Origin of the sequence: Algiphilus aromaticivorans DG1253 (assembly GCF_000733765.1) — a bacterium.
Lineage (GTDB): Bacteria > Pseudomonadota > Gammaproteobacteria > Nevskiales > Nevskiaceae > Algiphilus > Algiphilus aromaticivorans.
In genome coordinates this window covers 3,605,683-3,631,354 of record NZ_JPOG01000001.1, presented here as the reverse complement: position 1 = coordinate 3,631,354, position 25,672 = coordinate 3,605,683, and the positions used below count along the sequence as shown (strand labels likewise).

The following is a 25,672-nucleotide window of genomic DNA, read 5'->3' as shown; positions in this document are numbered from 1 at the left end:
GCTACTGTCGGCCAACACTCCAAGAAGAAGGGAACCGCCATGCTTTCCTGGGCACTCATCTTTCTGATTGTCGGTCTCATCGCCGGTGTGCTCGGCTTTACCGGCATCGCCGGCACCGCCACCAACATTGCCTGGATCCTCTTCGTCGTCGGCATCGTGCTCGCCATCGTATTCGCCGTTACCGGCCGACGACCGCCTGTCTAGAAGATTTTCGACAGACCCCGGGCGCAGTTTCGACACCCATGGCCGCGCCCGCGGCATCGCCGCGCTTCATCGGTTCACGGCCAGCGCTTCCGCGCCCTCGGCCGCGCTCTGGCGGGCCCAGCGGACGTTGCGCTGCAGATAAGTCGGGTTGAAGTCCGAGAATTCGATCAGCGCCTGCAGGTCGTCGATACGGACCGTCTTTCCGGTCTTCGATATCAACCCCCGATCGCTGAGCGCCCGCAGTGTGCGGCTCACATGCACAGCGGAAAGCCCGAGCGCATCGCCGATGACACCCTGCTTCATGCGCAGCTGGAAGCTCGGCGCATCGGGTGCCACGCGGGTCTTCATCTCCACCAGGAAGTGCGCGACCCGCTCCTCCGCCGAGCGCCGGCCAAGGTTCACGACCCGCTCCAGCAGGATCGACTGATCGCGCGCCAGCGTCAGCATGAAGAGATCCGCCAGTCGCGGCGCGCTGTCGAAGACCTCCGTCAATCGCGCCTTCGGGAACGGGCAGGCCTGGATATCCGTGATCGCCACGAAATCCGATAGCGCGTGGTCGTAGCCGATTTCGCGCAGTCCCATCACCTGCCCCGGCAGAAACACATCCATCACCTGCCGCTCCCCATCAGCCAGACAGCGGCTCGCGCAGGCCCAGCCATCGGTCAGCGTGAAGAACACCGCCGCCGGGTCCCCGCTGGCACGCAACGTCTCTCCGGCCGCGTAGGACCGCTGATCCCGCTCCAGCGTCCGCAACAGCTCGATTTCCCGTCGCGTGAGCTCAGCAAAGTCCCGGAAATGCTTGATAATGCAACTCTGCGCCATACAATCCCCGTTCCCTGTGCGCCATGAGCCAGGGTCCATGTTGGCCCGCGCCGGCTGAACTCCAGCCTAAAGGCAATCGGAGCACGCAGCGCGCTATTTCGCCAGCCGCCTCCCTATTTGCCGCTCCGCGATCAGCCGCCCTTTGCCCCTCGCCGATGCGCATCGACGATGGCGATGGTGCGGTTGAGCAGCTCCGCTCCGCCGGGCGCGCCGTGCCCGGGTACGACGATCACGGTGTCGGGGTAGCGCACCTGGATACGCCGGATCGCGTCCGACCACGAGCGGAGGTCGGCGTCCTCAATGTTCCCGGCATTCTCACGTGCGGCCTCATGGACGGCGCATCCGCCGTACAACAACGCCGCCTCGGGGACGTATACGACGAGGTTGTCTTCGGTATGCCCCGCTCCGGGGTAGAAGACTTCGACCGGTCCGACCGGAACTACGCTACCGACCTCGGCAAGCCCCGCGAACGTATCGGCCGGAACGGCGTTGCCCGCCTTCTCCGCCAGCTGCCTTGTATGCGGTGTTCCCTGCACGGTGATGCCGCGACGCTCCAGCACATTCGTTCCAGCAACCCGGTCATCGTGAAAGTGCGTGACGATGGCACGGCGGACCGGGCGGCCGATCTCCGCGTCGATCGCACTCAGCAACGCGGCCGTCGCCGCCTCGCCCCAAGCCGGATCGATCAGCAGAAGCCCCTCGCCGTCACGCACGATAAGACCGTTCGAGGGATACACCGTCCCGTCATCGAATCGCCAGGTCGAGACATGCACCCAGACGTCGGGATGGAGCTGGTGAAGACGGACTTCGCCGACCGGGACATCGGAGATCCCGGGATGATCGGCCGCGATGTCGGGGCGCGCGGAAGGCGTCGCACAACCGGCAAGGAGAATGGCGACACATATCACCGCATACAACGTCCAAGTTGGGATGTCTCGCATGAGCCCTCTGTACAAAATGAGCATCATTCCGGGACGCAGGGGGCTACCGGCAGGAAAGTGTTACGCGCTCGGATGCAGCGATGCATGGGGATGCAGAACTGGTCGCTTGCAGTGCCCAGCAATCGACACGCGCGGCCACGCGGAAGCTTCATGAGCACACCGCGGGCCGATCAGAGTGTCATCGCGAAGTGATGGCTGCTGATAGCGAAGCCCTCGCGCAGATAGAAGCGGTGAGCGCCGAAGCGGCTGACGCCGGAGTCGAGATGCAGCTGCTCGCAGCCCGTCTGCCGTGCGTGCGCCTTCAGCCAGCGCATCATCGCGGTACCCGCCCCCTTGCCGCGATGCGCCTCTGCGGTGATCAGGTCATCGACATACATATGCCTTCCCCAGGCCAGCTTGCGGGCGATAACGAATCCCGCGACACAGAGGATCTCGCCCTCGGATTCGCCGCAGGCGATTTGATAGCCGTGCCGCATCTGCTCCCGCACTCGCTCCAGCAACTCCGCCTTGCCGTAAGCGGGCCGCAGCTCGAGAAGCACGGCCGCGGCGCTTTCAAGCTGTACATCGGACTCGGCAACCCCTATCCCGATCTCCACGAAGCCGCTCCTTGTCGTTCAGTCGATCAGCGTATACGGGGGCGCCCCCCATTTCATTTGAGCGCAAAGGTACCGGTCCGGAGCGACCCGCCGCGGCTCTAGACGCTGATTATTCGAGACCAATCGCCTACCGCAATTCCCGGTGCGCTTCGACAATGGCGATGGCGTGATCAAACAGCTCTGGCCCTCCGGGTGCGCCGTGGCCGGGAACAACTACGCTGGTTTCGAGATACCGATCCTGGATCTGGCGGAGCCGAACTTGACCCATGGGGACCTCGTCAGCAGTCATGCCGGAGCGCATGGAAGGTGCCGCACAACCAGCGAGGAGAGGTCCATACAACACCGAAGGGGAGATGTTATGCATATGCTTCCGGCAATCCCTCCATTGGGCAGGTTGGGCATCGCGTAACGCCGAGCTCAACCTCGGTCTACGACGCACGGACCAGTCCGGGTACAAGGCGGCTTTCCGCGAGCCACCCCCCGACAATGCACCGCCATTCTCAGTCCGCCGCAGCGAAATGGGCCATCTGGTCCGCGTACGCCTTCAGGAAAGCGGGGCGAGCGGTGGCACGCGCAACGTAGCCGCCACATACCGGATATCCCGCCAGCCCATCGAAGCGATCGACAAGGCGCAGCACATCGGCCATGAGTATGTCGGCTACCGAAAAGGCTCCGGCTAGCCACTCGCGCCCCTCCAACACCGTCTCCATGTGCTGAAGCCGCGCCTCGAGAAACTCGTCCAGATGCTTGCGCCCCGGCGTTTCCGCGACGTCGCCGGAGAACTTGAACAGAGACCACGGCAGACTCGCGGCCTCGACTGAGTTGAGCGCGGCGAAGAGCCATTCGATCACCTCGCTGCGACGGTGCGAATCGGCGGGCATCAGTGCATCGCTGCGCTCGCCCAAATGGAGCAGGATCGCCCCGCTCTCGAAGATCGAGATATCGCCGTCGGTCAGCCACGGCACCTGCCCGAAAGGCTGATGCGAGAAATGCTCTGCGTGTCGATCGCGAAACGGCACGCTCATGACGCGGTAGGGCAACCCGGCTTCCTCCAAGGCCCAGCGCACACGCAGGTCACGCACATAGCCGCGCGGCATCTCGGGAACCCAATCGAAGGTGGTGAGGATCAGTTCGGGCATTCAGCGCTTCCTTTCATCCGTGTCATTCGCAGACGTTTCCGGCAGGGCGCAGCGAGCGCCAACTTGCGACTGGCTCTGCTCACCGTGCTTGCTCCTCTAGTCGAAGGACGGGCTGCCAGATCGACACGCGCAGCGTTGATCGTCTGACGGCCAGACTCGCTCGACGCTCCTGATCGCGGCGAAAAGGATGGGTGGGAGACGCGTCGTGTCAGGCGTGTCGGAACCCAGGGGCGGCACGGGGGCGGAATTATTCCGCATGCTTCTCCCGTAGCCCATAGCTTTCGCCACTACGCGCTCGCTTTGTCGGAGAACCTAGCCATCCGGAGCGTTTCGCCATCGCGCTCTGTTACGACAAAGCCCAGCCGCTCGTACAAGCGTCTTGCGGGGTTATCCCTAAAGGTCGTAAGCCGAACAAGCTCTTCTTCGTGAAGACTCAAAAGCCGGCCGAGGAGCTCGGTTCCAACCCCCTTGCCATGCAATGAAGGCGACAACTGGATATTTTCAACATATATGCCCTGGTCATCGCGCCTCACGCTCATATAGCCGACCCGTCGCCCATTCATGATCACCATGGAGACATTGTCCGGATTGAAACTCTTGCGGAATTCGGCCGGCACCCATCCGCCCCAATGACGGCAGAACAGCGCGAACATGTTCCGCCTAGTGAGCCTGTAGCAGTACTTGTAGTCTGAACTACAAGCCGAGCGGACCAAATACTTCACTCGTGCATCGGTGTCATGCCGCAAGCCGGCGCTGCATGTTGCGGAAAGATTGAAACGCGGCGCCCTCTCCGACAGCAGCGCACTGCTAGCGATCATTGATGCCCACACCCGCGAGGATCTTGGGGATAGACCTTTCGATCCGGGCGATACGCGTCTTCGACTGCTTCGCGCCTGTGAAATGCAGAACGTAGCCTCGCCGTCGCCCGGGAGTCAGCGCCTGGAAGGCCTTCGCCAGCTTGCTGTCCTCGTTCAGGATCCGGACGAGCTCTTCCGGAAGCTCCAACTCGTTCTTCGCCTTGAAGTCGACCTCTAGCCCGGCCTGTTCCACCGCAATGGCCTGCTCAACATAGGCCTTCACGACGGCCGTCTTGATCTGGTCCTTACCAGTGAACTCCAACCGCATCGCGGACTGCGTGTTTTCGCCCTGGGTGCGAAGCAGGCCGTATACGTCTTGGATCAATGCGCCCTTGAAGAACATTAACGAGCAATGTTCTTTGAAAGGCTGGATGATGGCGACGTTCTTGCCCTCGAACATGAAGCACGGCTTCCCCCACTTCAGCGCCTCTCCGAGTCGGCAATCGAGAAGGATTGACCTCAGCGCCTGGATTTCTCCTTGCCAGCTCTTCGTCCGGCTCACAAACGCATCAACCTCCGAACTCTGATGGCTCATAGCGCTCCTCCGAACGGAGCGGACCTCAATTCCATGTCGACCGAACGTCCCACTTGATCTGCTGACTCGAGAGCGCCAGCAGGGAAGCCCGTCGGGTCGCAGCTACCGTTGTGAGAAGCCGGGGCGGCGCAGGCCGGCCACTGGCGATAAATCCGAACATTGCGGCCGTGAAACCGCTTCCGCTCGAAGGACTTGAAGCCGCTCTTCTCCAGCACCCGCACAGAGGCCGTGTGTTCCGGCTCGACGATGGCCGCAATAACCGGCAGAGCAAACTGCTGGAAGCCGAGGACCAGCACTTCCGCCACCGCCTCGGCGGCCAGCCCGCGTCCCCAGAACTGCGGAGCGAGTCGATAGCCGACTTGAACCTCTTCGGTGCCTTCGATCAGCTCGGGGCTCAGGCCGCAAAAGCCGGCGAGCGCTTCCGAGTCCTTCTCAACCAGGGCCCAAGGGCCGTAGCCGCGCTCGCGGTACAGACCGATGCACCATTCAATGAACTCCGCTGTTTGCGCCTCGCTGAGAACACCACGAAGCGAGTAGCGCATGACGGACGGGTCGGCGAGCGCCACGGCCAGTACCGGCACGTCCTGTGCCGACAGCGCTCGGATCACCAATCTTTCTGTTTCTGCAACGACCACCGTGCCCTCTTTCACGCATAACAGCGGCTAGCCAGGAGAAGACCACGACTGTCGAGAGCGGTCCAAAAGCAGAGACTGCCCCGCGCGGTGGTAGAGCGCAAATCTACGGGCTATGGCCGGGGATAGCCCACCGCAGCGGGATTGATCTCATGCGATTTATCGAGCCGCGAAAAGAAAGGGCGGGCCGTCTCCGGCCCGCCCTTTCGGTGACCGCTTGTGGCTGGCCTCAGCCCAGCGACTTCACCGCTTCGATCATGGAGACCATGACCTTCTGCGCGTCGCCGTAGACCATGTGGGTGTTGTCCGCGAAGAAGAGTTCGTTCTCGACACCACTGTAGCCCTTGCCCTGGCCACGCTTGACGACGTAGGCCTGCTGTGCCTTGTCGACGTTGAGGATGGGCATGCCGTAGATGGGGCTGGACTTGTTGGTCCGGGCCGCCGGATTCACGACGTCGTTGGCGCCGATGACGATGGCAGCGTCGGCCAGCGCGAACTCCTCGTTGATGTCTTCGAGGTCGTAGATGATGTCGTAGGGGACACCGGCCTCGGCCAGCAGAACGTTCATGTGCCCCGGCATACGGCCCGCCACCGGGTGAATCGCGAAGCTGACTTCCACGCCGTTCTTCTGCAGCAGCTTCACGAATTCGTAGAGCTTGTGCTGTGCCTGCGCGACGGCCAGGCCGTAGCCGGGAACGATGATGACCTTGGAGCCGTAGTACATCGAGATGGCGGCGTCGCCGGCCTCCATGGACTTCATCGTGCCCTCGATGCCCTCGCCGCTGTCCTCTTCCACCCCGAAGTTGGAGAAGATGACGTTCTTGACGGAGCGGTTCATGGCCTTGGCCATGAGCAGCGTGAGCAGCGTGCCGGCAGAGCCGACGACGGTACCGGCAATGATCATCGCCGGGTTCTGCAGCACGAAGCCCTCGAAGGCGACGGCCAGGCCGGTGAAGGCGTTGTACAGCGAGATGACCACCGGCATGTCGGCGCCGCCGATGGGGGTCGTCAGCAGTACGCCCAGCGTCAGCGAAACGATGAAGAAGAGCGTGATGGACAGCCCCGGCGTACCGGTCTCGCCCACCGAGAGCACGTAGAGAGACAGCAGCACCGCGATCAGCAGCAGGCTGCCGTTGATGAGCTGCTGCGCACCGAAGCGGATGGTCTTGTTCAGGCGCCCGTCGAGCTTGGCCCAGGCCACGATGGAGCCGGACAGCGCCACCGAGCCGATGAGGCCACCGAGCAGCGCCAGCACGGTGACGGCCGCGCCGTAGTGCTGGGCGTTGCCGGAGTAGAGCTCCATGGCGGCGATGGCCGCGGCCGCGCCGCCACCCATGCCGTTGTAGAGCGCGACCATCTGCGGCATGGCGGTCATGGCGACCGTCTTGCCGCTCTTCCAGGCCCAGCCGACGCCGATGCCCAGCGCGATGAGCGCGAGGAAGAGGTTGATGCCGAGATTGTCCTCGGCGGCCGGCCGAACGTCGAAGGCGTAGAGGAAGGCGGCGGCCACGGCGAGCACCATGCCCCAGCCGGCCACCTTGATGCCCGAAGGCGCGGTGACCGGACTGGCCATGCGCTTCAGGCCGTAGATGAAGAGCAGCGTCGCAACAAAGAAGGACGCCGCGATGAGGAAATTGACGGACATGGGGCTCCCCTTATTCCTGCTTGTCGCTGGACTTGAACATGTCCAGCATGCGGTCGGTCACGACGTAGCCGCCGGCAGCATTGCCGGCGCCGAGCAGCACGCCGAAGAAGCCGATGGCCTGCTCCAGCAGCGTGCCGGCGTTGAGCAGCGCCCAGATCGCACCGACGACGACGATGCCGTGCACGAAGTTCGAGCCCGACATCAGCGGGGTGTGGAGGATCGCCGGCACGCGGCCGATGATCTCGTAACCGGTGAAGGCCGCGAGCATGAAGATGTAGAGCGCGACGAAACCGGTGATAGCGGTAGTGGCATCCATGATCGGCTCCCGGTTATCCCTGTTCCACGGCCGACTTGGCCGCTTCGTTCTTGATCTCGCCGTCGTGCGTCAGGCACGACTGGGCGACGACCTCGTCATCCCAGTTGAGCTTGAGCTCGCCCTCTTCGACGATCAGCTCCAGGAAGTTGAGGAGGTTCTTGGCGTAGAGCTCGGAGGCGTGCTCCGCCAGCAGGCTGGGGATGTTCAACGGCGCGACGATGCTCACGCTGCCCACCTCGACGGTCTCGCCCGGCTGGGTCAGCGGCGTGTTGCCGCCGCCCTCGGCGGCCAGATCGATGATGACCGCGCCCGGCTTCATGCCCTTGATCTGCTCCTCGGAGATGATCTTGGGGCTGTCCTTGCCGGGAATGGCGGCAGTCGTGACGATGGCGTCGGCGTTCTGAATGTGCTTGGTCAGCACCTCGGCGGCCTTGGCCTTCTCCTCGTCGGTCAACTCGCGCGCGTAGCCACCTTCGCCGGCGGCGGAGACGCCGGTGTCGACGAACTTGGCGCCCAGCGACTCGACCTGCTCGGCCACTTCGCTGCGCACATCGTAGCCCTCGACCATGGCGCCCAGTCGGCGCGCGGTGGCAATGGCCTGCAGGCCGGCCACGCCGGCGCCCATGACCAGCACCTTGGCCGGGCGGATGGAACCGACCGCCGTGGTCATCATCGGCAGGATGCGGTTGAGGTTGGTGGCGGCCAGCAGCGCGCCGTAGTAGCCGGCCAGCGCGGCCTGCGACGACAGCGCGTCCATGGCCTGCGCGCGCGTGATGCGCGGCACCAGCTCCATGGCGAAGCAGGTGATCTTCTTCTCGACCAGCGCCTTGACGGTTTCCGGCTCTCGATTGGCGTAGACGAAGGACAGCAGCACGGTGCCTTCCTTCATCTTCTTGATGTCAGCGGGGCTCGGGGGCTGCACACTCAACACGATCTCGGCCTTGCCGAGTTCGAGCTTGCCGACCGATATGCCGGCATCCTTGTACGCCTGATCCGGCACACGGGCAGCGTCTCCTGCGCCCGTCTGGATACTTACTTCGGCGCCCAGTTTCGCGAGCTTGGCGCCTACCGCGGGTACCACCGCGACGCGCCGCTCGTTGGCCCGCGTTTCCTTGGGCGCGGTGATCTTCACCGTCATTTTGGGGACTCCCTCGTTGTCATCAGAATCGGTACGCGCTGAATGCAAACGCGCAGCGAAGAGCGCGCGAGTCTACGCGTGCGGACAAATAGTAATCAAACGCGCGGGCAAATAGCTTGCCGTGACGAGTGACCGCTACACCGTCGTCGAGGGCAATGCCCGAAAACACGGCGCAGTCTACGTTGCGCTCCGCAACGCAGGCGAGTTCGAGCGATGTCCCCTTTTCGCGCTACACACCGGGATTCCCAGTGCTACGGCAAAAAAGCTATAAGTATTCAGTCATCGTTCAGGGGAAAATCATGCGTCTCGCAAGTCTCAAACTGGTGGTCGTCGCCATCGCCTCCGCGGCCGTTGTCAGCGGCTGCGCTTCAGTCAGCCGCGGCATGGGGAAGATCACTGCCAACAAGTACGCCGAAGCCCGTAGCGGCACGGTCTGGGTCGTGCCGCCGCCGCAGCTGGAGCCGCCGCGCTCGGGAGAGAAGAATGTCTACATCTCCTACCGCAATATCAGCGACGCGCAGCAAATCCAGCTGCTCGACCTGATGAAGAATGCCGCCCGCGAGCAGGGTTGGAATGTCGTGAATTCACCTGACAGCGCGCAATATCGCCTGCGCGCGCAGCTGCGCTATTTCGGCGAAGTCGAGCCGGAATCCGGCGGCTCCAAGATCGCGCGCAACCTCGGCAACATCATGGGCGCCGCAGCCGGCGTAGGCACCGGTGTGGCCATCGGTCGCGCTACCAACAGCGGCATCACCGGCGCGGTCGGTGGCGTAGCGGCCGGGGGACTCGTAGCCGCCGGCCTGCAGAACGCATCGCAGCCGCGCGAGTGGGCGATGATCCTCGACTTCGTGCTTGAGGAGCGCCAGTCCAAGCCCGTCACCTTCGAGATGCATCGGGAAACCGCCAGCGGATCGGCCAGCGCCGCCGGCGCCGGCAACTCCCGCATGGCAGCAGGCGGCGGCACGGCCAGCGGCAACACCTCCGGCGGCACCGTCACCCAGAAGAGCAACTACTTCCCGCACGGCGTCCGTCTGTCGGCATGGGCCAATCAGATGGCCATGAAGGAAGAAGAAGCGCTACCCGAAATCATTGATCGCACCGAGAAAGTGGTTACGCAGATTCTGCCGATGTAGCCACCAACTCCCTGGGGGAAAAGGGGCCTCGGGCCCGCCGATTGGCGGGCCCTTTTTTTAGCGTGCAGGCTCGCACCGAGCGTCGGGTGATGACAGCGTGGTCGAGCCTCGGCTATGTTGCGAGCGTGGCATTCCGCCACACGCGCATTACTTCACGGTTTCATAGGGGATACGCATGCTCAAGAAAACCATCGCCGCCGTTGCTCTGGCTTCGGCACCGTTCGCCACCGTCCTCGCCGACGACGACATCGGCTGCGGCGCCGGCACCATCATCTGGGAAGGGCAATCTGGCCTTGTGCCCAAGGTACTGGGCGCCACCACCAACGGCACCTTCGGCAATCAGACCTTCGGCATCTCCACCGGCACGCTGGGCTGCTCGTCCGACGGCGTGGTCACCGCCGATGCGCGCACCAATATGTTCGCCTCGGCCAATCTGGACCAGATCGCCGCCGAGGTCGCAGCCGGCGAAGGCGAGACCGTCGACGCGCTGGCCGCGCTCTACGACGTCGAGCAGGCCGACCGCGAGGCTTTCGCGCAGATGGCGCAGGCCAACTACGCCCGCATCTTCGACGGCAACGAAGTCACCGTCGCCGACGTGCTGGCCGGCCTTGAGGCCGCCATGGCCGAGAACCAGTCGCTGTCGCGCTACGTCTAAGCTCCGCGACCACTCTGGAGAGGCGGCGCCGTTCATGCGGCGCCGCTTTTTTATGCGCATTCCCCATTTCCTTCTCCTGCTGCTGCTTGGCGGCACCGCGCTACCGGCTCACGCCGAGCTGACGGCGCTGCAGGCAGCAGCCGACCGTCAGCAACTGCACGCCGACCCCGCCTGGCAACGGTTGCTGCACATGGAGCCGGGCCTGCTCGGCGCACGCAGCGCCATCGCCTCGGACTGGTTCTTCCTGGCGCCGGGCGGTCATCGCAACCCGCGCGCCGAGCTGCACGCCACGCTGCGCGCCTTCGTCGAGGGCACCGAGATCGCCAAGCGCGAGGAAGCCGCCGCCTGCGTCTTCGGCCTGCGCTGGCGGCTGCTGGACAAGCATCTCGACCTGCGCGGCCACGGCCTCGACCCACCGGAATGCGGGCGCCGCAGCCGCTGGCTGGCGGCGCTCAACCCGCAGCGTGCCTGGCTCGTCTTCCCCTCCGCCTACCTCAACAGCCCGGCCTCGATGTTCGGGCACACCCTGCTGCGCATCGACGGCGCGGAGGGCTCCGAGGAGGCGCCGCTGCTGGCCTACGCTGTCAACTTCGCGGCCGAGACCGAAGAGGACAACGGCCTGGTCTACGCCGCACGCGGGCTCACCGGCGGCTACACCGGCCGTTTCGCGGTCATGCCCTACTACGAGAAGGTGCGCGAGTACGCGCGCATCGAAAACCGCGACCTCTGGGAATACCCGCTGCAGATCGATCAGGCCGCGCTGGAGCGCGTGCTGCTACACCTCTGGGAGCTACGCGGCGCCGACTTCGACTACTACTTTTTCACCAAGAACTGTTCGTTCCAGCTGCTAACCCTGCTGGAGGCCGCGCTACCGGAACGCAACCTGCGCGCCGGGCTGGAGTGGTGGGCGATCCCCACCGATACCGTGCGCGCGTTGCGCCGCCAGGAACTGGTTGGCGCGCCGCAGTACCGGCCCGCGCTGTCGACCTCACTGGCCGACCGCGCCCGCCGCATCGGCGATGCCGACACCCAACGCGCGGTGGCAGTGGCGCAAGGCGAACTCGCGCCCGAAGCGCTGCCGTCAGACGAGGCACAGCGCAACGCGCGTCTGCTGGACGTGGCGCACGACTGGCTCTACTACCGCACGCAGAGCGGCGCCGCTGAACGCGACACCGCGCTGCCGCGCGCACGCAAGATCCTAGGTGCGCGCGCCGCTACCGGCGCCAAGAGCGGCTTCGCCGACCCGCAGCCGCCCGCGACAACACCGGACCGCGGCCACGACACCGCGCGCCTGCGCGCCGGCTTCTTCGCCGAGGACGGCGGCCACGGCGCCGTCCTCGGCTACCGGCCGGCTTATCACGACCTGCTCGATGCACAGGCCGGCTACGACAGCGGCGGCCAGGTGGCTTTCGCCAACAGCGAGTTGCTCTGGGACGCGCAGGATGATCGACTGAGCGTAGGGCGTCTGGATATTGTCGACATCGTCTCGCTGTCGCCGCGCGATGTCCTTTTCAGACCGATCTCCTGGCGTGTCGGCTTCGGCGCGCGGCGGCGCGCCGGCCTCGATACTCGCCTCGGCGGCTACATCGACGGTGGCCCTGGCCTCACCTGGCGGCAAGGCAAGCTGCGCACTTTCGTCTTCGGCCGGCTGGCGCTGGATGCCGCCAAGGACATGGACAAGGGCTACGGCCTGGGCGGCGGCGGCACCGCCGGCCTGCACTGGGGGCCGGCACGCGCGCTGTCGCTGCTGCTGGAGATCGACAGCCGGTCGCCCCTGCTGGGCGGAGACTTCGAGCGACACGAGCTGCGCGGTGGCGCGCAGTGGCACTGGGCCGGCCAGACCGGCCTGCGCCTGGAAGGCTTTTACGCCACCGGCCGCGGCCCGGATCGCAGCGGCCTGCGGCTGGAGCTGGTGCGCTACCTGGCGCCGGCTTTCGCAGAGCGGCCCTAGCGGGATCCGGCTCAATGCGAGTAGCGCAATTCTCTCTCTGGGCGCGATGAGCCATCCCGTGGAGCGCCGTTGGCACCGTTCTGCTCGCGAATTCCGCGCTTCGTGACGTAGGCGCTATCGAGTGATGCCTTGCGACGGCGCGGGGTACTTTGGTTACGGCCAAAGTACCCAAAGCCATGGTGCCCGCCGGGTGGCCTGCCGCGGCTTCGCCGCGACAGGTCCCCGAGTCGAGCGACGTGCTCGGGGGCGAGCAGCGACCGAAGTGCCAGTGGCACTTCGCAGTGCTGGGAGCGCCCGGACATGGATGTCCGGGCCGGGGGTGGTTTAGGCGATACCGTTGCGCCAAGGAGGGCAGGCATTACAGCCCAAGGTTCGCGTAAAGATCGCCGCAGTCACTAGATTCGGTCATCCGGACCTCATCAAGTGACCCTGGCTGGGCCTTCCATGGCCCAACCGTGATGCGCGCTGCGACTTGCCACCGGCAAGTCGATCACACATCACCCCTCAAAGGGCACGCATCGCACTGGCTCGCCGCTTCGCGGCATCGCCGAAGCACCAAGCGCCCGAATGCAATAACTCGCTCTGCTCGATCTGTGAAATCTGTGGCCTAACCCGATCAGGGATAGACGACGTACCCCAGCTCCAGCCCGGCAGCCTCGGCCGCCGCCACGACCTCGGCACGATCGCGATCCGGCCCGAGATAGACCAGCCGCACATCCTCGAGTGACATTTCGGCAGCGGCATCCTCCAGCGTGCCGGTCAGCACCTGCCGGTTCAGCCCGCTGTCGGCGCCCAGCAGCGCGACGTGATGGCCGCGCTCGGCGGCCCGCGCGAGCACGGGCCAGAAGCCTTCCATGCCCTCGCTCAGGCTGGCGCCCGCCGGCAGGAAGAACTTGACGTAGACGCGCCCGTCCTCCGGCGCGTGAGCATCGGCGAGCTCGGTGGCGTCCCAGATGTCGAAGCGCACCGGCTTGCTCGCCGCACATCCCGCCGACAGCGCGGCGACAAGCAACACCGCACCGGCTGCCGCGATTCGACGGCGGCCCAACGCAAACGGGCGGCGCTTAGGCGCCGCCCGCTCGGACATCGGTTGTGAAACCGATGTCACTGGCCGTAGACCATCACCTGCGTCTCGGCGAAGAGGCCGAGAATGGAGCGGGTGTGGAAGTCCACGTGATGCACCTTGCTGATGCCACCGTTCTGCATCGCCTCGTTGATGCTCGCATCGCCCGTGCCGATGAGGCCGAGGATGGAGGTGGCCGTGGCGGTGCCCACCTTGGAAGGTGCGTGCTCGCCGGTGGCGATGACGGGGCCGGACTGGTCGGTGTACCAGTAGCCGGTGGTCATCGACGGCCCGGCTGCGCAACCCCCGAGGGCAACGGCCGCACCCAGTACGGCGGCAACGCCCAGCTTCTTGCTTGTGTTCATGCTTACTCCCGGTTTGTTATTCATGAATTGCCGAGGGCGCGCAGACCGCACCCGACGGCCCAGGGACGCTACCCGAAATGCCGTGCGATCGTGGACCCTACCGCGTCACCATTTTCTGGGACATACAAAGGGCAGCCGAGCACCGTCTGAAAGAAGCTCGCGCCATCTTCATTTAGTCGCGGCCGCGAGCCGCTCGGCATCGCGCGCATAAGCGCGCAGCACATCGACAAGATGCGCGCGCTGGCGGGGTCGCATTCCCGCCTCCAGATCCAGCATCAGTGCCTTCCAGGCCTCGCGGTCGGCAGCGGCGGCCCGGCGCAGCGCGGCTGGGCGCCGTTCGGTGCGCTCGGCGACGAAGGCCTCGACGCGGGCAACGAAGTCCTCGGCATGGCGTTGCTCGAACAAGCGAAAGGCTTGCTCCAGCGCGGCCTTGCGCTGAGCGCGCCAAATGCCGGGCGGAGCTTGCCGCTCGCGGGCCCAGCGCGCGATGCGGGCGTGCTGATCGGCTTCCAGCGGGCCGGCCCAGTCGCGCAGGGCCTCGACCATGTCTTCGCTGATCCGCTCGCGCCACTGTGCAATATCCATATTCTCGCGCTCGGCCAGCTCTTCCTCGATGTCGGCCGACAGTCGCGTCTGCAGGTCGGAGAGCTGGGCGTCGCCCATATCGCGCAGCACCGTGGCCGCGTGCGGCAGGGCTCGCTCCACCAGCGTCGCCACGTGGCGGTTGGCGCGAGCGATGACTGTGTCCAGGTCTTCGCGATCGAAGTCGCGGCTCTCGATGCGATCCGCCAGCCAGTACAGATCCTCGGCGTAGGCATCGAGCTGGTTGACCCGATGCCAGGCGCGCAGCTCGCGGAATTCGTCACGCAGCTGCGAGCGCTGACTCCAATCGAGCTCGAGATAACCACCGAGCTGCCAGCTCACCAGCCAGTGCGACTGGTTATAGGCCAGCCGTGTCGTGCTGCAGGCCGAAAGCAGGCCCGCGCCAAGCAGTAGCAGCAAGGTCAGGCGCAGCGTGTGGCGCACAGGGTTTCCGAGCAGGCGGTAAATAGCGTGGCGTGGCGCGCGGCCAGCCGCGCGATGTCCTGATCGTAACCACCGCCGATGACCCCGGCCAGTGGAATGCTGCGGCCGCGCACCGTTGCCACGACGTAGCGATCGCGCGCGAGCAGACCGTCATCCGACAGCGCCATGTGACCGAGGCGATCGCCGGCGTGGACATCGACGCCGGCGTCGTAGATCACGAGTTCCGGCGCGTAGTAGTCGAGCAGCGCTGGCAGGTGCTCGCGCAACGCGGCGAGATAGGCCGCGTCGTCGCATCCGCGCGGCAGCACGATGTCGCAGTCGGATTCCGCCTTGCGTGCCGGGAAGTTCTCACCGCAGTGGAAGGACACCGTGCAGGCGCCGGACTGGCCGGTAAGCAAACGCGCGCTGCCGTCGCCCTGGTGTACATCGCAGTCCAGCAGCAGCACGCGCGCCGCACCCAGCCGCCAGGCGTGATGCACGGCCACGGCCAGATCGTTGAGCAGACAATAGCCGGCCGCGAAGTCGCGATGGGCGTGATGCGTGCCGCCGGCGGCGTTGCAGGCAAGACCGTTGTCCAGGGCGAGTTCCACCGTGCGGCAGGTGCCGCCCGTCTCCAGCGCGCAACGCGAGAACAGATCCGGCTGCCACTGAAAACCGCTGCGGCGCTGGGCGCGTACATCCAGCGTGCCGGCGGCCAGCGCATCGAGATAAGCCGGGTCGTGCACCGTCTCCAGCTGCGCCCGCGTCGCCACCGGTGCCTCGTGAAAGCGGAAGGAGCCACCGTCGAGCTGTGCGCGCAGCTCGGCGAACTTGCGCATCGGGAAGGGGTGCGCCTGCGGCAGATCGATGGTGTAGCCGTCGTGGTGGACGACGTCGAGCAGACTCATGCCGAGGCAAGCTACCAGGGCACGGGCTTGCCGTCCCAGGCGAAGAAGCCGCCGCTGTCGGCCGGGGTCAGACCGCCCAGTACATCGAGCAGCTGCCGGCTGGCGCGCTCGACGTCAAAGAGCTTGGCCGCCGGCACGCGCTGCTGGAAGGGCTTCGAAAGCTCGGTATCCACCGTGCCCGGGTGCAGAGTGACGCAGCACAGCTCGGGCTGGCTGCGCGCCAGCTCAATGGCGGCGGTGTGGATGAACTGGTTCTGCGCGGCCTTGGCGGCGCGGTAGGCGTACCAGCCGCCAATGCGGTTGTCGCCGATGGAGCCGACGCGCGCCGAGATGCTCGCGAAGTAGCCGGGCCCCGCCGCACCGCGCAGCAGATGCTCGACATGCTTGAGCACCAGCACGGGGCCGAGACCATTGACCTGCAGGCTGTGCATGGCCGTTTCGGGGGTGATATCGGCGATGCGTCGCTCGGGCTTCATGCCGTTGGGGTCGTGCAGCACGCCGGCGGCGACGATGACCAGGTGCAGCGGCCCGCCGAAGCGCTCCATTTCAGCAACCGCGAGACTCAGCGTGAACTCGTCGCGCACATCCATGCGCAGCGCGCGCACGCGACAATCGCGCTCAGCGAGGGCGTGCAGCTCCGCCGCCTCCTCGGGCGCGCGACAGCCGCAGAAGATCTGTCCGACCCGTGTATCGGCGACCAGGGCACGAGCCACCCCCAACCCGATACCGCGGTTGGCACCGACGACCAGGGCGTTGAATTGATCCGGGAGCGCGTTCAGCATTGACGAGATGAGGCGCTCCGCACATTTGGAAATCAAGGTTGCCGCAGGGGCGTCGAAGAATCGCCTGCTCGGCTGGATGGGGCCGGTTCTCAAACTGTCGGTGACCGCCGCCCCCGAAAAGGGCCGCGCCAACCGCGCGGCGTGTGCACTGCTGGCCGAGGCGCTGGATGTGCCGGCGCAGGCCGTGTCGGTGCAGCGGGGCGCCACCGCGCCCCGCAAGCGCGTCGCCGTCGAAGGCATCGACGACGACACGCTGCGCACGCGACTGGCGGCCGCCCTGTCGCAGGCCACGGTGTCCTAGAATGAAGGGCTTTTCACCGGATTCCGCCATGGCCGACGACATTCCCCTGCGCTTCCACCCGTCCGCCACCGAGGCCGGCCGGGACACGCGCCGCGACAAGCGCGAGGCCGACAAGCGCGCCAAGCGGCTGCGCCGGCAGACCGGCCAGGCCATCGGCGACTACGGCATGATCCAGCATGGCGACCGCGTGCTGGTCTGCCTGTCCGGCGGCAAGGACAGCTACACCCTGCTCGACATGCTGCTGGCGCTGCGCGAGGCCGCGCCGGTCGACTTCGAGCTGCACGCCCTTAATCTCGACCAGAAGCAGCCGGACTTCCCAGCGCACGTGCTGCCCGAGTACCTGAGCGGCCGCGGCATTCCCTACACCATCCTCGAGCAGGACACCTACTCGGTGGTCAAGCGCAACATCCCCGAGGGCAAGACGATGTGCTCGCTCTGCTCGCGGCTGCGGCGCGGCGCGCTGTACACCTTCGCGCACGACAACGGCTACAACAAGATCGCGCTGGGGCACCACAAGGACGACATCGTCGCCACCTTCTTCCTCAACATGTTCTTCGGCGGCCGGCTGGCCGGCATGCCGCCCAAGCTGAAGTCCGACGACGAGCGCAACATCGTCATTCGGCCGCTGGCCTATTGCCGCGAGAAGGACATCGCCGCCTACGCGGAGGAGAAGGGCTTCCCGATCATCCCTTGCAATCTCTGCGGCTCACAGGACAATCTGCAGCGCCAGCAGGTGCAGCGCATGATGGCCGAATGGGAGCGCGATGATCCCGGCCGCGTCGAGCAGATCTTCCGCGCCATGTGCCATGTCGCGCCCTCGCAGCTCGCCGACCGCGAGCTCTTCGACTTCGCCGGCCTGGAGGCGGGCGGCGCAACCCGCGACTGGTTCGCGGCCTCCTGACCGGACGGGGTGCCTGCGACGAACGGGCGTCACAACGTGCACAAATGGGATGGACACAAGATGGACAGCCCGCTGCCACCGCGCCGGGCTCCGGCAATCCGCCGATCGACGCTATCGGGCTTTTGCACAAGCACAGCCCACCATGCAACGGCAAGCAGCGCCGCAGGCGTATCCCCGTAGGTAATACGCAAATAAATGATTCGAAATGAATTATTTGTGGTAAGTCAGAAAATTTGGATTTCCCCTCCTTCGCGGCGGAGCGCCTCATGACGGTGCAGTGCCACGTTCCGCACAGACTTATCCACAGGCTATGAAGACGTGAAACTCGTCCCCGTGGCTGTCAAGTGCCCCTTGCGACGGCATTTCGACTACGAGGTGCCGCCAGCTCTGGTCGAGACGTTGCAGCCCGGCATGCGCGTGCGCGTACCCTTCGGGCGCCGCGAGGCCATCGGCCTGACCCTGGAAGCGCCGGCGGACATCACCATCGAGGGCGATGCGGAGGCCTCGCGCTACCGCCCGCTGATCGAGCTGCTGGACGACAGTCCGCTGCTCGACGCCGAGCTGATGACCAGCCTGCGCTGGGCCGCCGACTACTACCAGCACCCCATCGGCGAAGTCGTCGCCGCAGCGCTGCCGGCCGCGCTGCGTCGCGGCGCGGCGCGCAGCGCCGCCGAAGCGCGCTGGCTCTATATCACTGACGCCGGCCGCGAAGCACTGCCCGAACGCCGGCGTCGCGCGCCACGCCAGGCCGAACTGCTGGACGCTCTGGCCGAGCAGCCGATGCCGCTGGAAGATGCCCCGGCCTCGGTGGCGCGCAGTCTGCGCGAGCGCGGTCTGGCCGAGATCGCGCCGCCGCCCGAGCCCACGGAAGCGCCCCCCGAACCAGCAGCGCCGCCGGCCGCGGTAACGCTGACCGCCGCCCAGCAGACCGCGCTCGACGCACTGCCCGATAAGGGCTTCGCCGTCAGTGTGCTGCAGGGCGTGACGGGCAGCGGCAAGACCGAGCTCTATCTGCGGCAGATGCGCGCAGACCTCGCCGCCGGCCGTCAGGCGCTGCTGCTGGTGCCCGAGATCGGGCTGACGCCGCAGCTGATGGCGCGGGCGCGCGAGCGCCTGGGCGGCGCGGTGATCGGCTACCACTCGGGCATGACGGACGCCGCGCGGCTGGCGGCATGGCGGCGCGTCGACGCCGGCGAGCCGCTGCTGGTCGTGGGCACGCGCTCGGCCGTCTGGCTGCCCTTCCGGAAACTGGCGCGTGTGGCGGTCGACGAGGAGCACGACGTCTCCTTCAAGCAGCAGGATGGCTTCCGCTACTCGGCGCGCGATGTCGCCGTGCTGCGCGCGCGCGCCGTCGAGGCCCCCGTGGTGCTGGGCAGCGCCACGCCCTCGCTGGAGACGCTGCACAACGCGGACACCGGCCGCTATCAGCGCGTGCTGCTCGACGAGCGCGCCCTGGCCGCGCCGGGCGCGAAGCTGCATCTGCTGGACGCGCGCGGCCAGCGCCTGCGCGGCGGCATGACGCCGGATCTGGCGCGGGCGGTGCAGCGCCATGTCGGCGAGGGCGGCCAGGTTCTGCTCTTCGTCAACCGCCGTGGCTACGCGCCGGCGCTGCTCTGCCACGACTGCGGCTGGGGCGCGAGCTGCCGCGCCTGCGACGCGCGCATGACCTGGCACAAGACACGGGACCGGCTGCTCTGCCACCACTGCGGTGCCGTGCATCCGGTGCCATCGAGCTGCCCGAGCTGCGGCAGCGCCGAACTGCGCGCGGCCGGTTTCGGCACCGAACGCGTCGAGGAGCAGCTGCAGAAGCTGCTGCCCGAGTCGCGCATCGCGCGCGCGGACTCCGACGTCATGCAGCGCACCGGCGCCTGGGACCGGCTGCGCGCGGAGGTGCTCGCCGGCGAAGTCCAGGTGCTGGTCGGCACCCAGATGCTGGCCAAGGGCCACGACTTTCCCGGCATCACGCTGGTGGGCATCGCCTCGGTCGATCAGGCGCTGTTCTCCTCGGATCTGCGCGCCACCGAGCGCATGGCGCAGCTCGTCACGCAGGTGGCCGGCCGCGCCGGCCGCGGCAACCGCGCCGGCGAGGTGCTGCTGCAGACGCACGTGCCCGAGCACCCACTACTCAAGCGCCTGCTCGACGACGGCTACGAGGCCTTCGCCAAGGACCTGCTTGAAGAGCGAGCGGCCAGCCAGCTGCCGCCCAGCCATCCGCTGGCGCTGCTGCGCGCCGAAAGCGCAGCCGAAGCCGCGGCCACGCAGTTCCTGGAGGTGGCCGCCGAGATCATCCGCGCTGCCGGCGCCGAAGCGCTCGGCCCGATCCCGGCGCCCATGCTGCGTCGCGCCGGCCGCTGGCGCGCGCAGCTCTGGCTGCAGGCGCCCTCGCGTGCGGCACTGCAACGGGCGCTGTCGCGCGCCGCCCCCGAGCTGGAAGGCCACCGTCTGGGCCGGCGCGTGCGCTGGGGCATCGACGTCGACCCGGCCGACACCCTCTGAGACCGCGCCGAAAGGGGTACGCGTATTACACTTGCGCGCCCGCCGCCGCCCTGTCCGTATCCGACGCAGGCGTCACCAGAGCCGCATGAAAGCCGATATCCAATCCCTGTTGCACACGGCCCGCGAGACGCTTCTCCGCGAGGAGGGCGCCGCCGATGCCGCCAGCGAAGCGCCGCACGTCGAGAACACGCGCGATGCCGCGCACGGCGACCTCGCCACCAATCTGGCGATGACGCTGGCCAAACCGCTCAAGCGCAAGCCCCGCGACATCGCGGAAGCGCTGGTGGCACGGCTGCCCGAGGACCCGCGCGTCGCCCGCGTAGAGATCGCCGGACCGGGCTTCATCAACTTCCACTTCAGCCCGGCCGCCTGGCAGGACACCGCACGCGCCATCCTGGAAGCCGGGCCGGAATGGGGCTTCGACCTGTCAGGGGCGCGAGGTCGCGTTCTCATTGAATTCGTATCGGCCAACCCCACGGGCCCGATGCACGTCGGTCACGGGCGCAACGCCGCCTACGGCGACGCGCTGGCGCGCATCCTGGGCGCGGCCGGCTGGTCGGTGACGCGCGAGTATTACGTCAACGACGCCGGCCGGCAGGTCGATGTGCTGACGGTGAGCGCCTGGCTGCGCTATCTGGAGGCCTGCGGCGAGGCCGTGACCATGCCGGCGCGCGGCTATCCCGGTGACTACCTCGTGACCACCGGGCGCGCGCTCTGCGACGTCCACGGCGAGGCCTTCCGCCAGCCAGCATCGGCGGTCTACGAGGGCCTGCCGGCGGAACCGACCGAGGGCGACAAGGAAGCCCTCAAGCAGGGGCAGGAGGAGTATCTCGACGCGCTGATCGGCCGCGCCCGCGCGCTGCTCGGCGCAGAGGGCTACGCGCAGCTGCGCGACTTCGCGCTGGCCGCGCAGATCGCCGACATCCGCGAGACGCTGGGCCGTTTCGCCGTGTCCTTCGACGCCTTCGCCTCGGAGCGCGCCATCGTCGAATCCGGCGCGCCGGCACGGGCCCTGCAGCGGCTGCGCGACGGCGGCCACGTCTACGAATCGGAGGGCGCCACCTGGCTGGCCAGCAGCGCGCTGGGTGACGAGAAGGACCGCGTGCTCTACAAGAGCGACGGCGCGGCCACCTACTTCGCCAACGACCTCGCCTACCACGAGGACAAGCTGGAGCGCGGCTTCGACAAGCTCATCGACGTCTGGGGCGCTGACCACCACGGCTACATCAACCGCGTGCGCGCGGCCATGCAGGCGCTCGCCGGGCGACAGGACGCGCTCGAGGTCACCCTCATCCAGTTCGTGTCGCTGTCCTCCGGGCGCATGGGCAAGCGCAGCGGCAATTTCGTGACGCTGGCCGACCTGATCGAGGAAGTGGGCGCCGACGCCACGCGCTTCTCGTATCTGTTCCGCTCGCACGACCAGCACCTGGAGTTCGACATGGAGCTGGCCACCAGCCGCTCCAACGACAACCCGGTCTACTACGTGCAGTACGCGCACGCGCGCATCTGCTCGGTCTTCGCGCAGGCCCGCGACAGGGGCGTCGTCGTTCCGGCGTCCGCAACGGCCGAGCTGCTGGCGCCGCTGACCGAGAAGCACGAGTTGGCCCTGCTGCGGCAACTGGCGCGCTTCCCGGAGATGCTCGCCGTGGCGGCCGAGCAGCGCGCGCCGCACATGCTGGCCTTCTATCTGCGCGATCTGGCCGACGCGCTGCACGGCTACTACAACGCGCACAAGGTGCTGATCGACGATACGGCCGTGCGTGACGCGCGGCTGGCGCTTCTGGCGGCCACGCGCAGCGTGCTGGCCTCCGGCCTCGGTCTGCTGGGCGTATCGGCGCCGGAGTCGATGTAGCCATGGCGCGCGACTACGCCACCAAGCGCAGTAGCGGCAGCAAGCGCCGACCCACAACACGACGACACGCGGCGCCACCGCCCACACCGGGCTGGGTCTGGCTGCTGCTGGGCATCGCCATCGGTGTGGTCGGCGCGGTCGGCTACTGGATCATGCAGCCGGCCGAACGCGACCCGCGCGTCATCAAAGCCGAGCCTCCGGCAGCGCAGCCCCCCCCCGACAAGCAGGGCGTACAGCTGCCCCCCGAGGAGGAGGCGCGCTTCTCCTTCTACGAGATGCTGCCCAGCTACGAAGTGGTCATCCCCAAGGAGGAGATCGAGGGTGATCGCCGGGTCGCGAAGCAGGCACCGCCCGACCGGCGCGAGAGCAGTGACAAGGAGACCCCGGCGCTGGCCGAGGAAGGCGACTACATCATTCAGATCGGCTCCTACCGCAGTCGCGACGACGCCGAGCGCCAGCGCGCCGAGCTGGCGCTGATCGGCGTCGAGGCACGCGTCGAGAGCGTGACCATCAACGACAATCAGAGTTGGTACCGCGTGCGCGTAGGCCCCATCGCCGAGGCGCCGCGCGTGCACAGCGTGATGATGCGGCTCTCCGAGCACGGCATGGACGACGCCATGCTGGTACGGGTCAAGAAATAGCGCAGTGGGGCTTCAGCCCAAGAGATCCTCCAGAAACCAAGCCGCAAAGGCATGGCGACCGGGCAGCTCCGCCTTGCGATAGATCGCGCTCGCATGCTGGCGCACCGTCTTCTCGTGCGTCTCGCGCAGCGAGGCGATTTCCTTGATGCTGAGCCCCTTGAGCAATAGGCGCCCCACCTCCCGCTCACTGGGGCTGAGTTGCCAGTCCGAGAACTGCGCGTCGATGGCATCGCTGAGCTCCGCGCGCGCCTTGCGCAGCTCCGGATTACGCAACCGCGCGACTTCTTGCACGGCATCCAGTTCATAGCGAAGCCTCGCGACCTCGCGACGCCGCCGGACGAGATCGCTCAGCACCCATCCCAGCAGAGCCAAAGCCGTGCCCACGAGCAGCGCCTCGTGAAAGATGTGATGGACAGGCGTTCCCTCGCGAAGGTCACTCCATACATCAAGAGCGGTCAGCGAAACGACCAGCCCGGCCAGCCCGAGCAGCAGATAGTCGCGTGTGTTTCGAAGCATGAGTGGCAGGCGGAGATGGGAAACGGGCATCCGGCATATGTCCCGAACCAGTCGAATGCCGGATTCCGGGAGGGGCCTTCGCCCCGATGATATCCCTTGCCATCCTTGACCATGCAGCCCGATGCCTCTTCTCGACGCGCCCCGACGGCCGCGCACTGCGCCCACCGCGTTCCTCAACCGCTCCACCTTGCGGCTAGCCGCCCTCGGACTACTGCTTACCATCGCCGCAGCGGTCCCTGGGCGCGCCGAGGTCATCGGCGTGGACGATTTTCGGCTGAAAACTGTCGACGCGGAGCTGATCTATCTCGATTTCTGGGCGTCCTGGTGCCCGCCCTGCCGGGTCAGCTTCCCCTGGATGAAACAGCTGAGCGAGCGATACGGCTCGCGGGGATTGCGCGTGATCGCGATCAACGTCGACCGGGACCCGGTCGCGGCGGAGCGCTTCCTCAATCAGGCCCGCCCCGATTTCGACATCGTGCGTGATCCTGAAGGCCAGCTCGCCGCCACCTACGACATCGCCGCGATGCCCAGCAGCTTCCTGCTGACACCCGGGGGCGAGATTCTTCTGCGCCACGAAGGCTTCCGCGCAGCGGATGCCGACGCCCTGGAGGCACGCATCGCCGAGGCCCTCGCGCAGCGCGCGGGCCCAGGTTCCCGGCCGGAGGCCGCCCCCAATGAATAGTTTCGCGACGCCCTTAGCTTCTCTTGCCGTCTTGCTCGCCGCAATGGCGCTCCATGGCTGCGCGAACGTGGCGCCCTGGGAGCGCGACCAGCTCGCACGCCCGGAGATGGCGCTGGATGCCGACGCCGTGACCACGGCGCTGGACGAGCACATCTACTTCTCCAAGGAATCCGCCAGCGGCGGCCGCGGTTTCGGCGGTGGGGGCTGCGGATGCAACTAGATCGCGCCATGACCCGGACCGCCATCGTCGCCCCTCTGAGTGCGGCCACGGAGCGACTCCTCGGCGCCGCTCCGGCGCCCCGCAGGCGGAAGGATGCGCGCCTGTCGGCCGGCGCCCTCGTCCTCGGCCTACCGGGGATGTTGCAGGCTGCCCAGCCCGGCGACTGGGAAATTGATTCCGCCGTGCTCTTCTACAGCGAAACCGATCGCGTGCAAGCCATTGAGCCGGTGATCGCCGTCCGGCGCTACTTCGACACCGACCGCTTCCTGAGCGGGAAACTAGTTTTTGATTCACTGACGGGCGCCTCCCCCAACGGCGCGGTGCCATCCTCCCTGCCGCAGACCTACACCCGTGCATCCGGCAACGGCAGCTACACCGTCGGCAGCGGCGAGATTCCGCTGGACGACACCTTCCGCGATACCCGCGTGGCGCTGAGCAGCCAGTGGCAGCAGCCGCTCGGTAGCAGCCTGGCGGGCAATCTCGGCTTCGCCGCTTCGCAGGAATACGACTACCAGTCGCTGGCGATCGACGGCGGCCTGAGCTACGACCTCGCCCGCAACAACGCCACGCTGTCGATCGGAATGGCCTACGCCACGGACAGCATCGAGCCCGAAGGCGGCGTGCCGCTGGAAGGCAGCTGCCTCTTCGGTGCGAGCGCCAGCAACGGCTGTACGGAATCCGGCTTCGACGAGACCCGACGCACGAGCAGCGAGAGCAAGGACACCCTCGACCTGCTGCTCGGCTATACCCAGGTGCTGAGCCCGAGCACAGTCGCTCAGTTGAATCTCTCGCTCAGCCGCTCGGACGGCTACCACAACGACCCCTTCAAGCTGGTCAGCGTGATCGATACCGACGACAGCGCGGGCAACGGCATCGGTGAACCGGAACGCCACCTGCACGAATCGCGACCGCAGAGCCGCAGCAAGCGCGGCATCTTTGCCCGCGTCAAGCACATGCTCTTCGACCGGGACGTCGCCGATGCCAGCTACCGATTCCAGACCGACGACTGGGGGTTGACCTCGCACACCGTGGATCTCCGCTATCGATGGGCGCCTTGGACGCGGCACGCCTTCACGCCCCACCTGCGCTGGTACAGCCAGTCGGCAGTCGACTTCTATGCGCCTTTCCTGCGCGATGACGCGGCACCACCGACGCATTTCACCGCCGACTATCGGCAGGCCAGCTTCGAAGGCATCACCGTTGGCCTCGAATACGACCACCGGACTAGCAGCGGCCGCAGTATCCGCATCGCTCTGGAACACTACAGCCAGGATGGCGAAGATCCGGACAATGCGCCGGGACAGCTGCGCGGCCGCGAGATCTTCCCGGACATGGACGCATTCATGGTGCGCGTCAACTTCGATTTCGGCTGGTAG

General features: G+C 66.7%; 27 protein-coding genes and 1 pseudogene. 12 read left to right on the top strand and 16 right to left on the bottom strand.

Features of this window, described 5'->3' with window-relative positions:
• Positions 1-24: 24 nt before the first annotated feature.
• A pseudogene (locus tag U743_RS18920) lies at positions 25-204 on the top strand (DUF1328 domain-containing protein); the annotation flags it as partial.
• Positions 205-270: 66 nt separating this feature from the next.
• On the opposite strand, the gene U743_RS16910 reads toward U743_RS18920, so the two are convergent.
• The 10 genes from U743_RS16910 to U743_RS16855 all read right to left on the bottom strand — a co-directional run bounded on the left by U743_RS16910 (position 271) and on the right by U743_RS16855 (position 8,825).
• A complete protein-coding gene (locus U743_RS16910) occupies positions 271-1,026 on the bottom strand; it encodes a Crp/Fnr family transcriptional regulator (protein WP_084191633.1) in 756 nt (251 codons plus the stop codon).
• Positions 1,027-1,157: 131 nt separating this feature from the next.
• The gene (bla, locus tag U743_RS18400; protein ID WP_084191842.1) at positions 1,158-1,967 is read right to left on the bottom strand and encodes a subclass B1 metallo-beta-lactamase; all 810 of its coding nucleotides are present in this window, start codon (positions 1,965-1,967) and stop codon (positions 1,158-1,160) included.
• A gap of 170 nt (positions 1,968-2,137) precedes the next feature.
• A complete protein-coding gene (locus tag U743_RS16895) occupies positions 2,138-2,563 on the bottom strand; it encodes a GNAT family N-acetyltransferase (RefSeq protein ID WP_198022095.1) in 426 nt (141 codons plus the stop codon).
• Between the two features lie 500 nt (positions 2,564-3,063).
• Positions 3,064-3,702: a glutathione S-transferase family protein gene (locus U743_RS16885; RefSeq protein WP_043770058.1), complete on the bottom strand. Its 639-nt coding sequence runs from the start codon at positions 3,700-3,702 to the stop codon at positions 3,064-3,066.
• A 287-nt stretch (positions 3,703-3,989) separates the two neighbouring features.
• Positions 3,990-4,355 carry a GNAT family N-acetyltransferase gene (locus U743_RS16880; RefSeq protein WP_198022094.1) on the bottom strand — a complete coding sequence of 122 codons (366 nt, stop codon included), beginning with the start codon at positions 4,353-4,355 and terminating at the stop codon, positions 3,990-3,992.
• 154 nt (positions 4,356-4,509) lie between these two features.
• The gene (locus tag U743_RS16875; protein ID WP_043770054.1) at positions 4,510-5,094 is read right to left on the bottom strand and encodes a YdeI/OmpD-associated family protein; all 585 of its coding nucleotides are present in this window, start codon (positions 5,092-5,094) and stop codon (positions 4,510-4,512) included.
• Positions 5,091-5,744 (bottom strand): GNAT family N-acetyltransferase, encoded by a 654-nt coding sequence (locus tag U743_RS16870; protein ID WP_198022093.1) that lies wholly within the window; start codon positions 5,742-5,744, stop codon positions 5,091-5,093. The genes U743_RS16875 and U743_RS16870 overlap by 4 nt, the downstream gene beginning before the upstream one ends.
• 211 nt (positions 5,745-5,955) lie before the next feature.
• Positions 5,956-7,371, bottom strand: a complete 1,416-nt coding sequence (locus tag U743_RS16865; RefSeq protein ID WP_043770051.1) for an NAD(P)(+) transhydrogenase (Re/Si-specific) subunit beta — start codon at positions 7,369-7,371, stop codon at positions 5,956-5,958.
• A gap of 10 nt (positions 7,372-7,381) precedes the next feature.
• Entirely contained in the window at positions 7,382-7,687 is a 306-nt protein-coding gene (locus U743_RS16860) for an NAD(P) transhydrogenase subunit alpha (RefSeq protein ID WP_043770049.1), read from the bottom strand.
• Between the two features lie 13 nt (positions 7,688-7,700).
• Positions 7,701-8,825 (bottom strand): NAD(P) transhydrogenase subunit alpha, encoded by a 1,125-nt coding sequence (locus tag U743_RS16855; protein WP_043770046.1) that lies wholly within the window; start codon positions 8,823-8,825, stop codon positions 7,701-7,703.
• A 299-nt stretch (positions 8,826-9,124) separates the two neighbouring features.
• Here U743_RS16855 and traT point away from each other — a divergent pair, with 299 nt between their 5' ends.
• The 3 genes from traT (at position 9,125) to U743_RS16840 (ending at position 12,564) form a co-directional block, all read left to right on the top strand.
• Entirely contained in the window at positions 9,125-9,958 is an 834-nt protein-coding gene (gene traT, locus U743_RS16850) for a complement resistance protein TraT (RefSeq protein ID WP_043770044.1), read from the top strand.
• A 175-nt stretch (positions 9,959-10,133) separates the two neighbouring features.
• Positions 10,134-10,613: a DUF3015 family protein gene (locus U743_RS16845; RefSeq protein WP_043770042.1), complete on the top strand. Its 480-nt coding sequence runs from the start codon at positions 10,134-10,136 to the stop codon at positions 10,611-10,613.
• Between the two features lie 34 nt (positions 10,614-10,647).
• Positions 10,648-12,564: an Lnb N-terminal periplasmic domain-containing protein gene (locus tag U743_RS16840; protein ID WP_052368330.1), complete on the top strand. Its 1,917-nt coding sequence runs from the start codon at positions 10,648-10,650 to the stop codon at positions 12,562-12,564.
• A 616-nt stretch (positions 12,565-13,180) separates the two neighbouring features.
• Here U743_RS16840 and U743_RS16835 read toward each other — a convergent pair.
• The 5 genes from U743_RS16835 to U743_RS16815 form a co-directional block, all read right to left on the bottom strand.
• On the bottom strand, positions 13,181-13,579 hold the full coding sequence (locus tag U743_RS16835) for a hypothetical protein (RefSeq protein ID WP_043770039.1): 399 nt from the start codon (positions 13,577-13,579) through the stop codon (positions 13,181-13,183).
• An 89-nt stretch (positions 13,580-13,668) separates the two neighbouring features.
• Positions 13,669-13,992, bottom strand: a complete 324-nt coding sequence (locus U743_RS16830) for a TRL-like family protein (RefSeq protein ID WP_043770035.1) — start codon at positions 13,990-13,992, stop codon at positions 13,669-13,671.
• Positions 13,993-14,160: 168 nt separating this feature from the next.
• Positions 14,161-15,018, bottom strand: coding sequence for a DUF6279 family lipoprotein (locus U743_RS16825; protein WP_043770032.1), 858 nt, complete (start codon positions 15,016-15,018; stop codon positions 14,161-14,163).
• The gene (locus tag U743_RS16820) at positions 14,997-15,905 is read right to left on the bottom strand and encodes a histone deacetylase family protein (protein WP_043770029.1); all 909 of its coding nucleotides are present in this window, start codon (positions 15,903-15,905) and stop codon (positions 14,997-14,999) included. Before U743_RS16820 ends, U743_RS16825 begins: the two co-directional genes overlap by 22 nt.
• Before the next feature lie 11 nt (positions 15,906-15,916).
• Positions 15,917-16,687: an SDR family oxidoreductase gene (locus U743_RS16815; RefSeq protein ID WP_043770027.1), complete on the bottom strand. Its 771-nt coding sequence runs from the start codon at positions 16,685-16,687 to the stop codon at positions 15,917-15,919.
• 7 nt (positions 16,688-16,694) lie between these two features.
• Between U743_RS16815 and U743_RS16810 the strand changes: the two genes are divergently transcribed.
• The 5 genes from U743_RS16810 (at position 16,695) to U743_RS16790 (ending at position 22,878) form a co-directional block, all read left to right on the top strand.
• A complete protein-coding gene (locus tag U743_RS16810) occupies positions 16,695-16,988 on the top strand; it encodes a DUF167 domain-containing protein (RefSeq protein WP_084191628.1) in 294 nt (97 codons plus the stop codon).
• 28 nt (positions 16,989-17,016) lie between these two features.
• Positions 17,017-17,889, top strand: coding sequence for a tRNA 2-thiocytidine(32) synthetase TtcA (ttcA, locus tag U743_RS16805; protein WP_043772612.1), 873 nt, complete (start codon positions 17,017-17,019; stop codon positions 17,887-17,889).
• Between the two features lie 318 nt (positions 17,890-18,207).
• Complete coding sequence (locus U743_RS16800; protein WP_043770020.1) at positions 18,208-20,385, top strand: primosomal protein N'; 2,178 nt, start codon at positions 18,208-18,210, stop codon at positions 20,383-20,385.
• 85 nt (positions 20,386-20,470) lie between these two features.
• The gene (gene argS, locus U743_RS16795) at positions 20,471-22,237 is read left to right on the top strand and encodes an arginine--tRNA ligase (protein WP_043770017.1); all 1,767 of its coding nucleotides are present in this window, start codon (positions 20,471-20,473) and stop codon (positions 22,235-22,237) included.
• 2 nt (positions 22,238-22,239) lie between these two features.
• Positions 22,240-22,878 (top strand): SPOR domain-containing protein, encoded by a 639-nt coding sequence (locus tag U743_RS16790; protein WP_043770016.1) that lies wholly within the window; start codon positions 22,240-22,242, stop codon positions 22,876-22,878.
• A gap of 12 nt (positions 22,879-22,890) precedes the next feature.
• Here the strand turns inward: U743_RS16790 and U743_RS16785 are convergent, their stop codons facing one another.
• Positions 22,891-23,394, bottom strand: a complete 504-nt coding sequence (locus U743_RS16785) for a helix-turn-helix transcriptional regulator (RefSeq protein WP_043770013.1) — start codon at positions 23,392-23,394, stop codon at positions 22,891-22,893.
• A gap of 121 nt (positions 23,395-23,515) precedes the next feature.
• Here U743_RS16785 and U743_RS16780 point away from each other — a divergent pair, with 121 nt between their 5' ends.
• Genes U743_RS16780 through U743_RS16770 form a run of 3 tightly spaced genes read left to right on the top strand, consistent with a single transcriptional unit; the run spans position 23,516 to position 25,672 of the window.
• Positions 23,516-24,076 carry a TlpA family protein disulfide reductase gene (locus U743_RS16780; RefSeq protein ID WP_052368329.1) on the top strand — a complete coding sequence of 187 codons (561 nt, stop codon included), beginning with the start codon at positions 23,516-23,518 and terminating at the stop codon, positions 24,074-24,076.
• Entirely contained in the window at positions 24,069-24,296 is a 228-nt protein-coding gene (locus tag U743_RS16775; protein ID WP_043770010.1) for a DUF4266 domain-containing protein, read from the top strand. Before U743_RS16780 ends, U743_RS16775 begins: the two co-directional genes overlap by 8 nt.
• Before the next feature lie 8 nt (positions 24,297-24,304).
• Positions 24,305-25,672, top strand: a complete 1,368-nt coding sequence (locus U743_RS16770) for a DUF3570 domain-containing protein (RefSeq protein ID WP_198022091.1) — start codon at positions 24,305-24,307, stop codon at positions 25,670-25,672.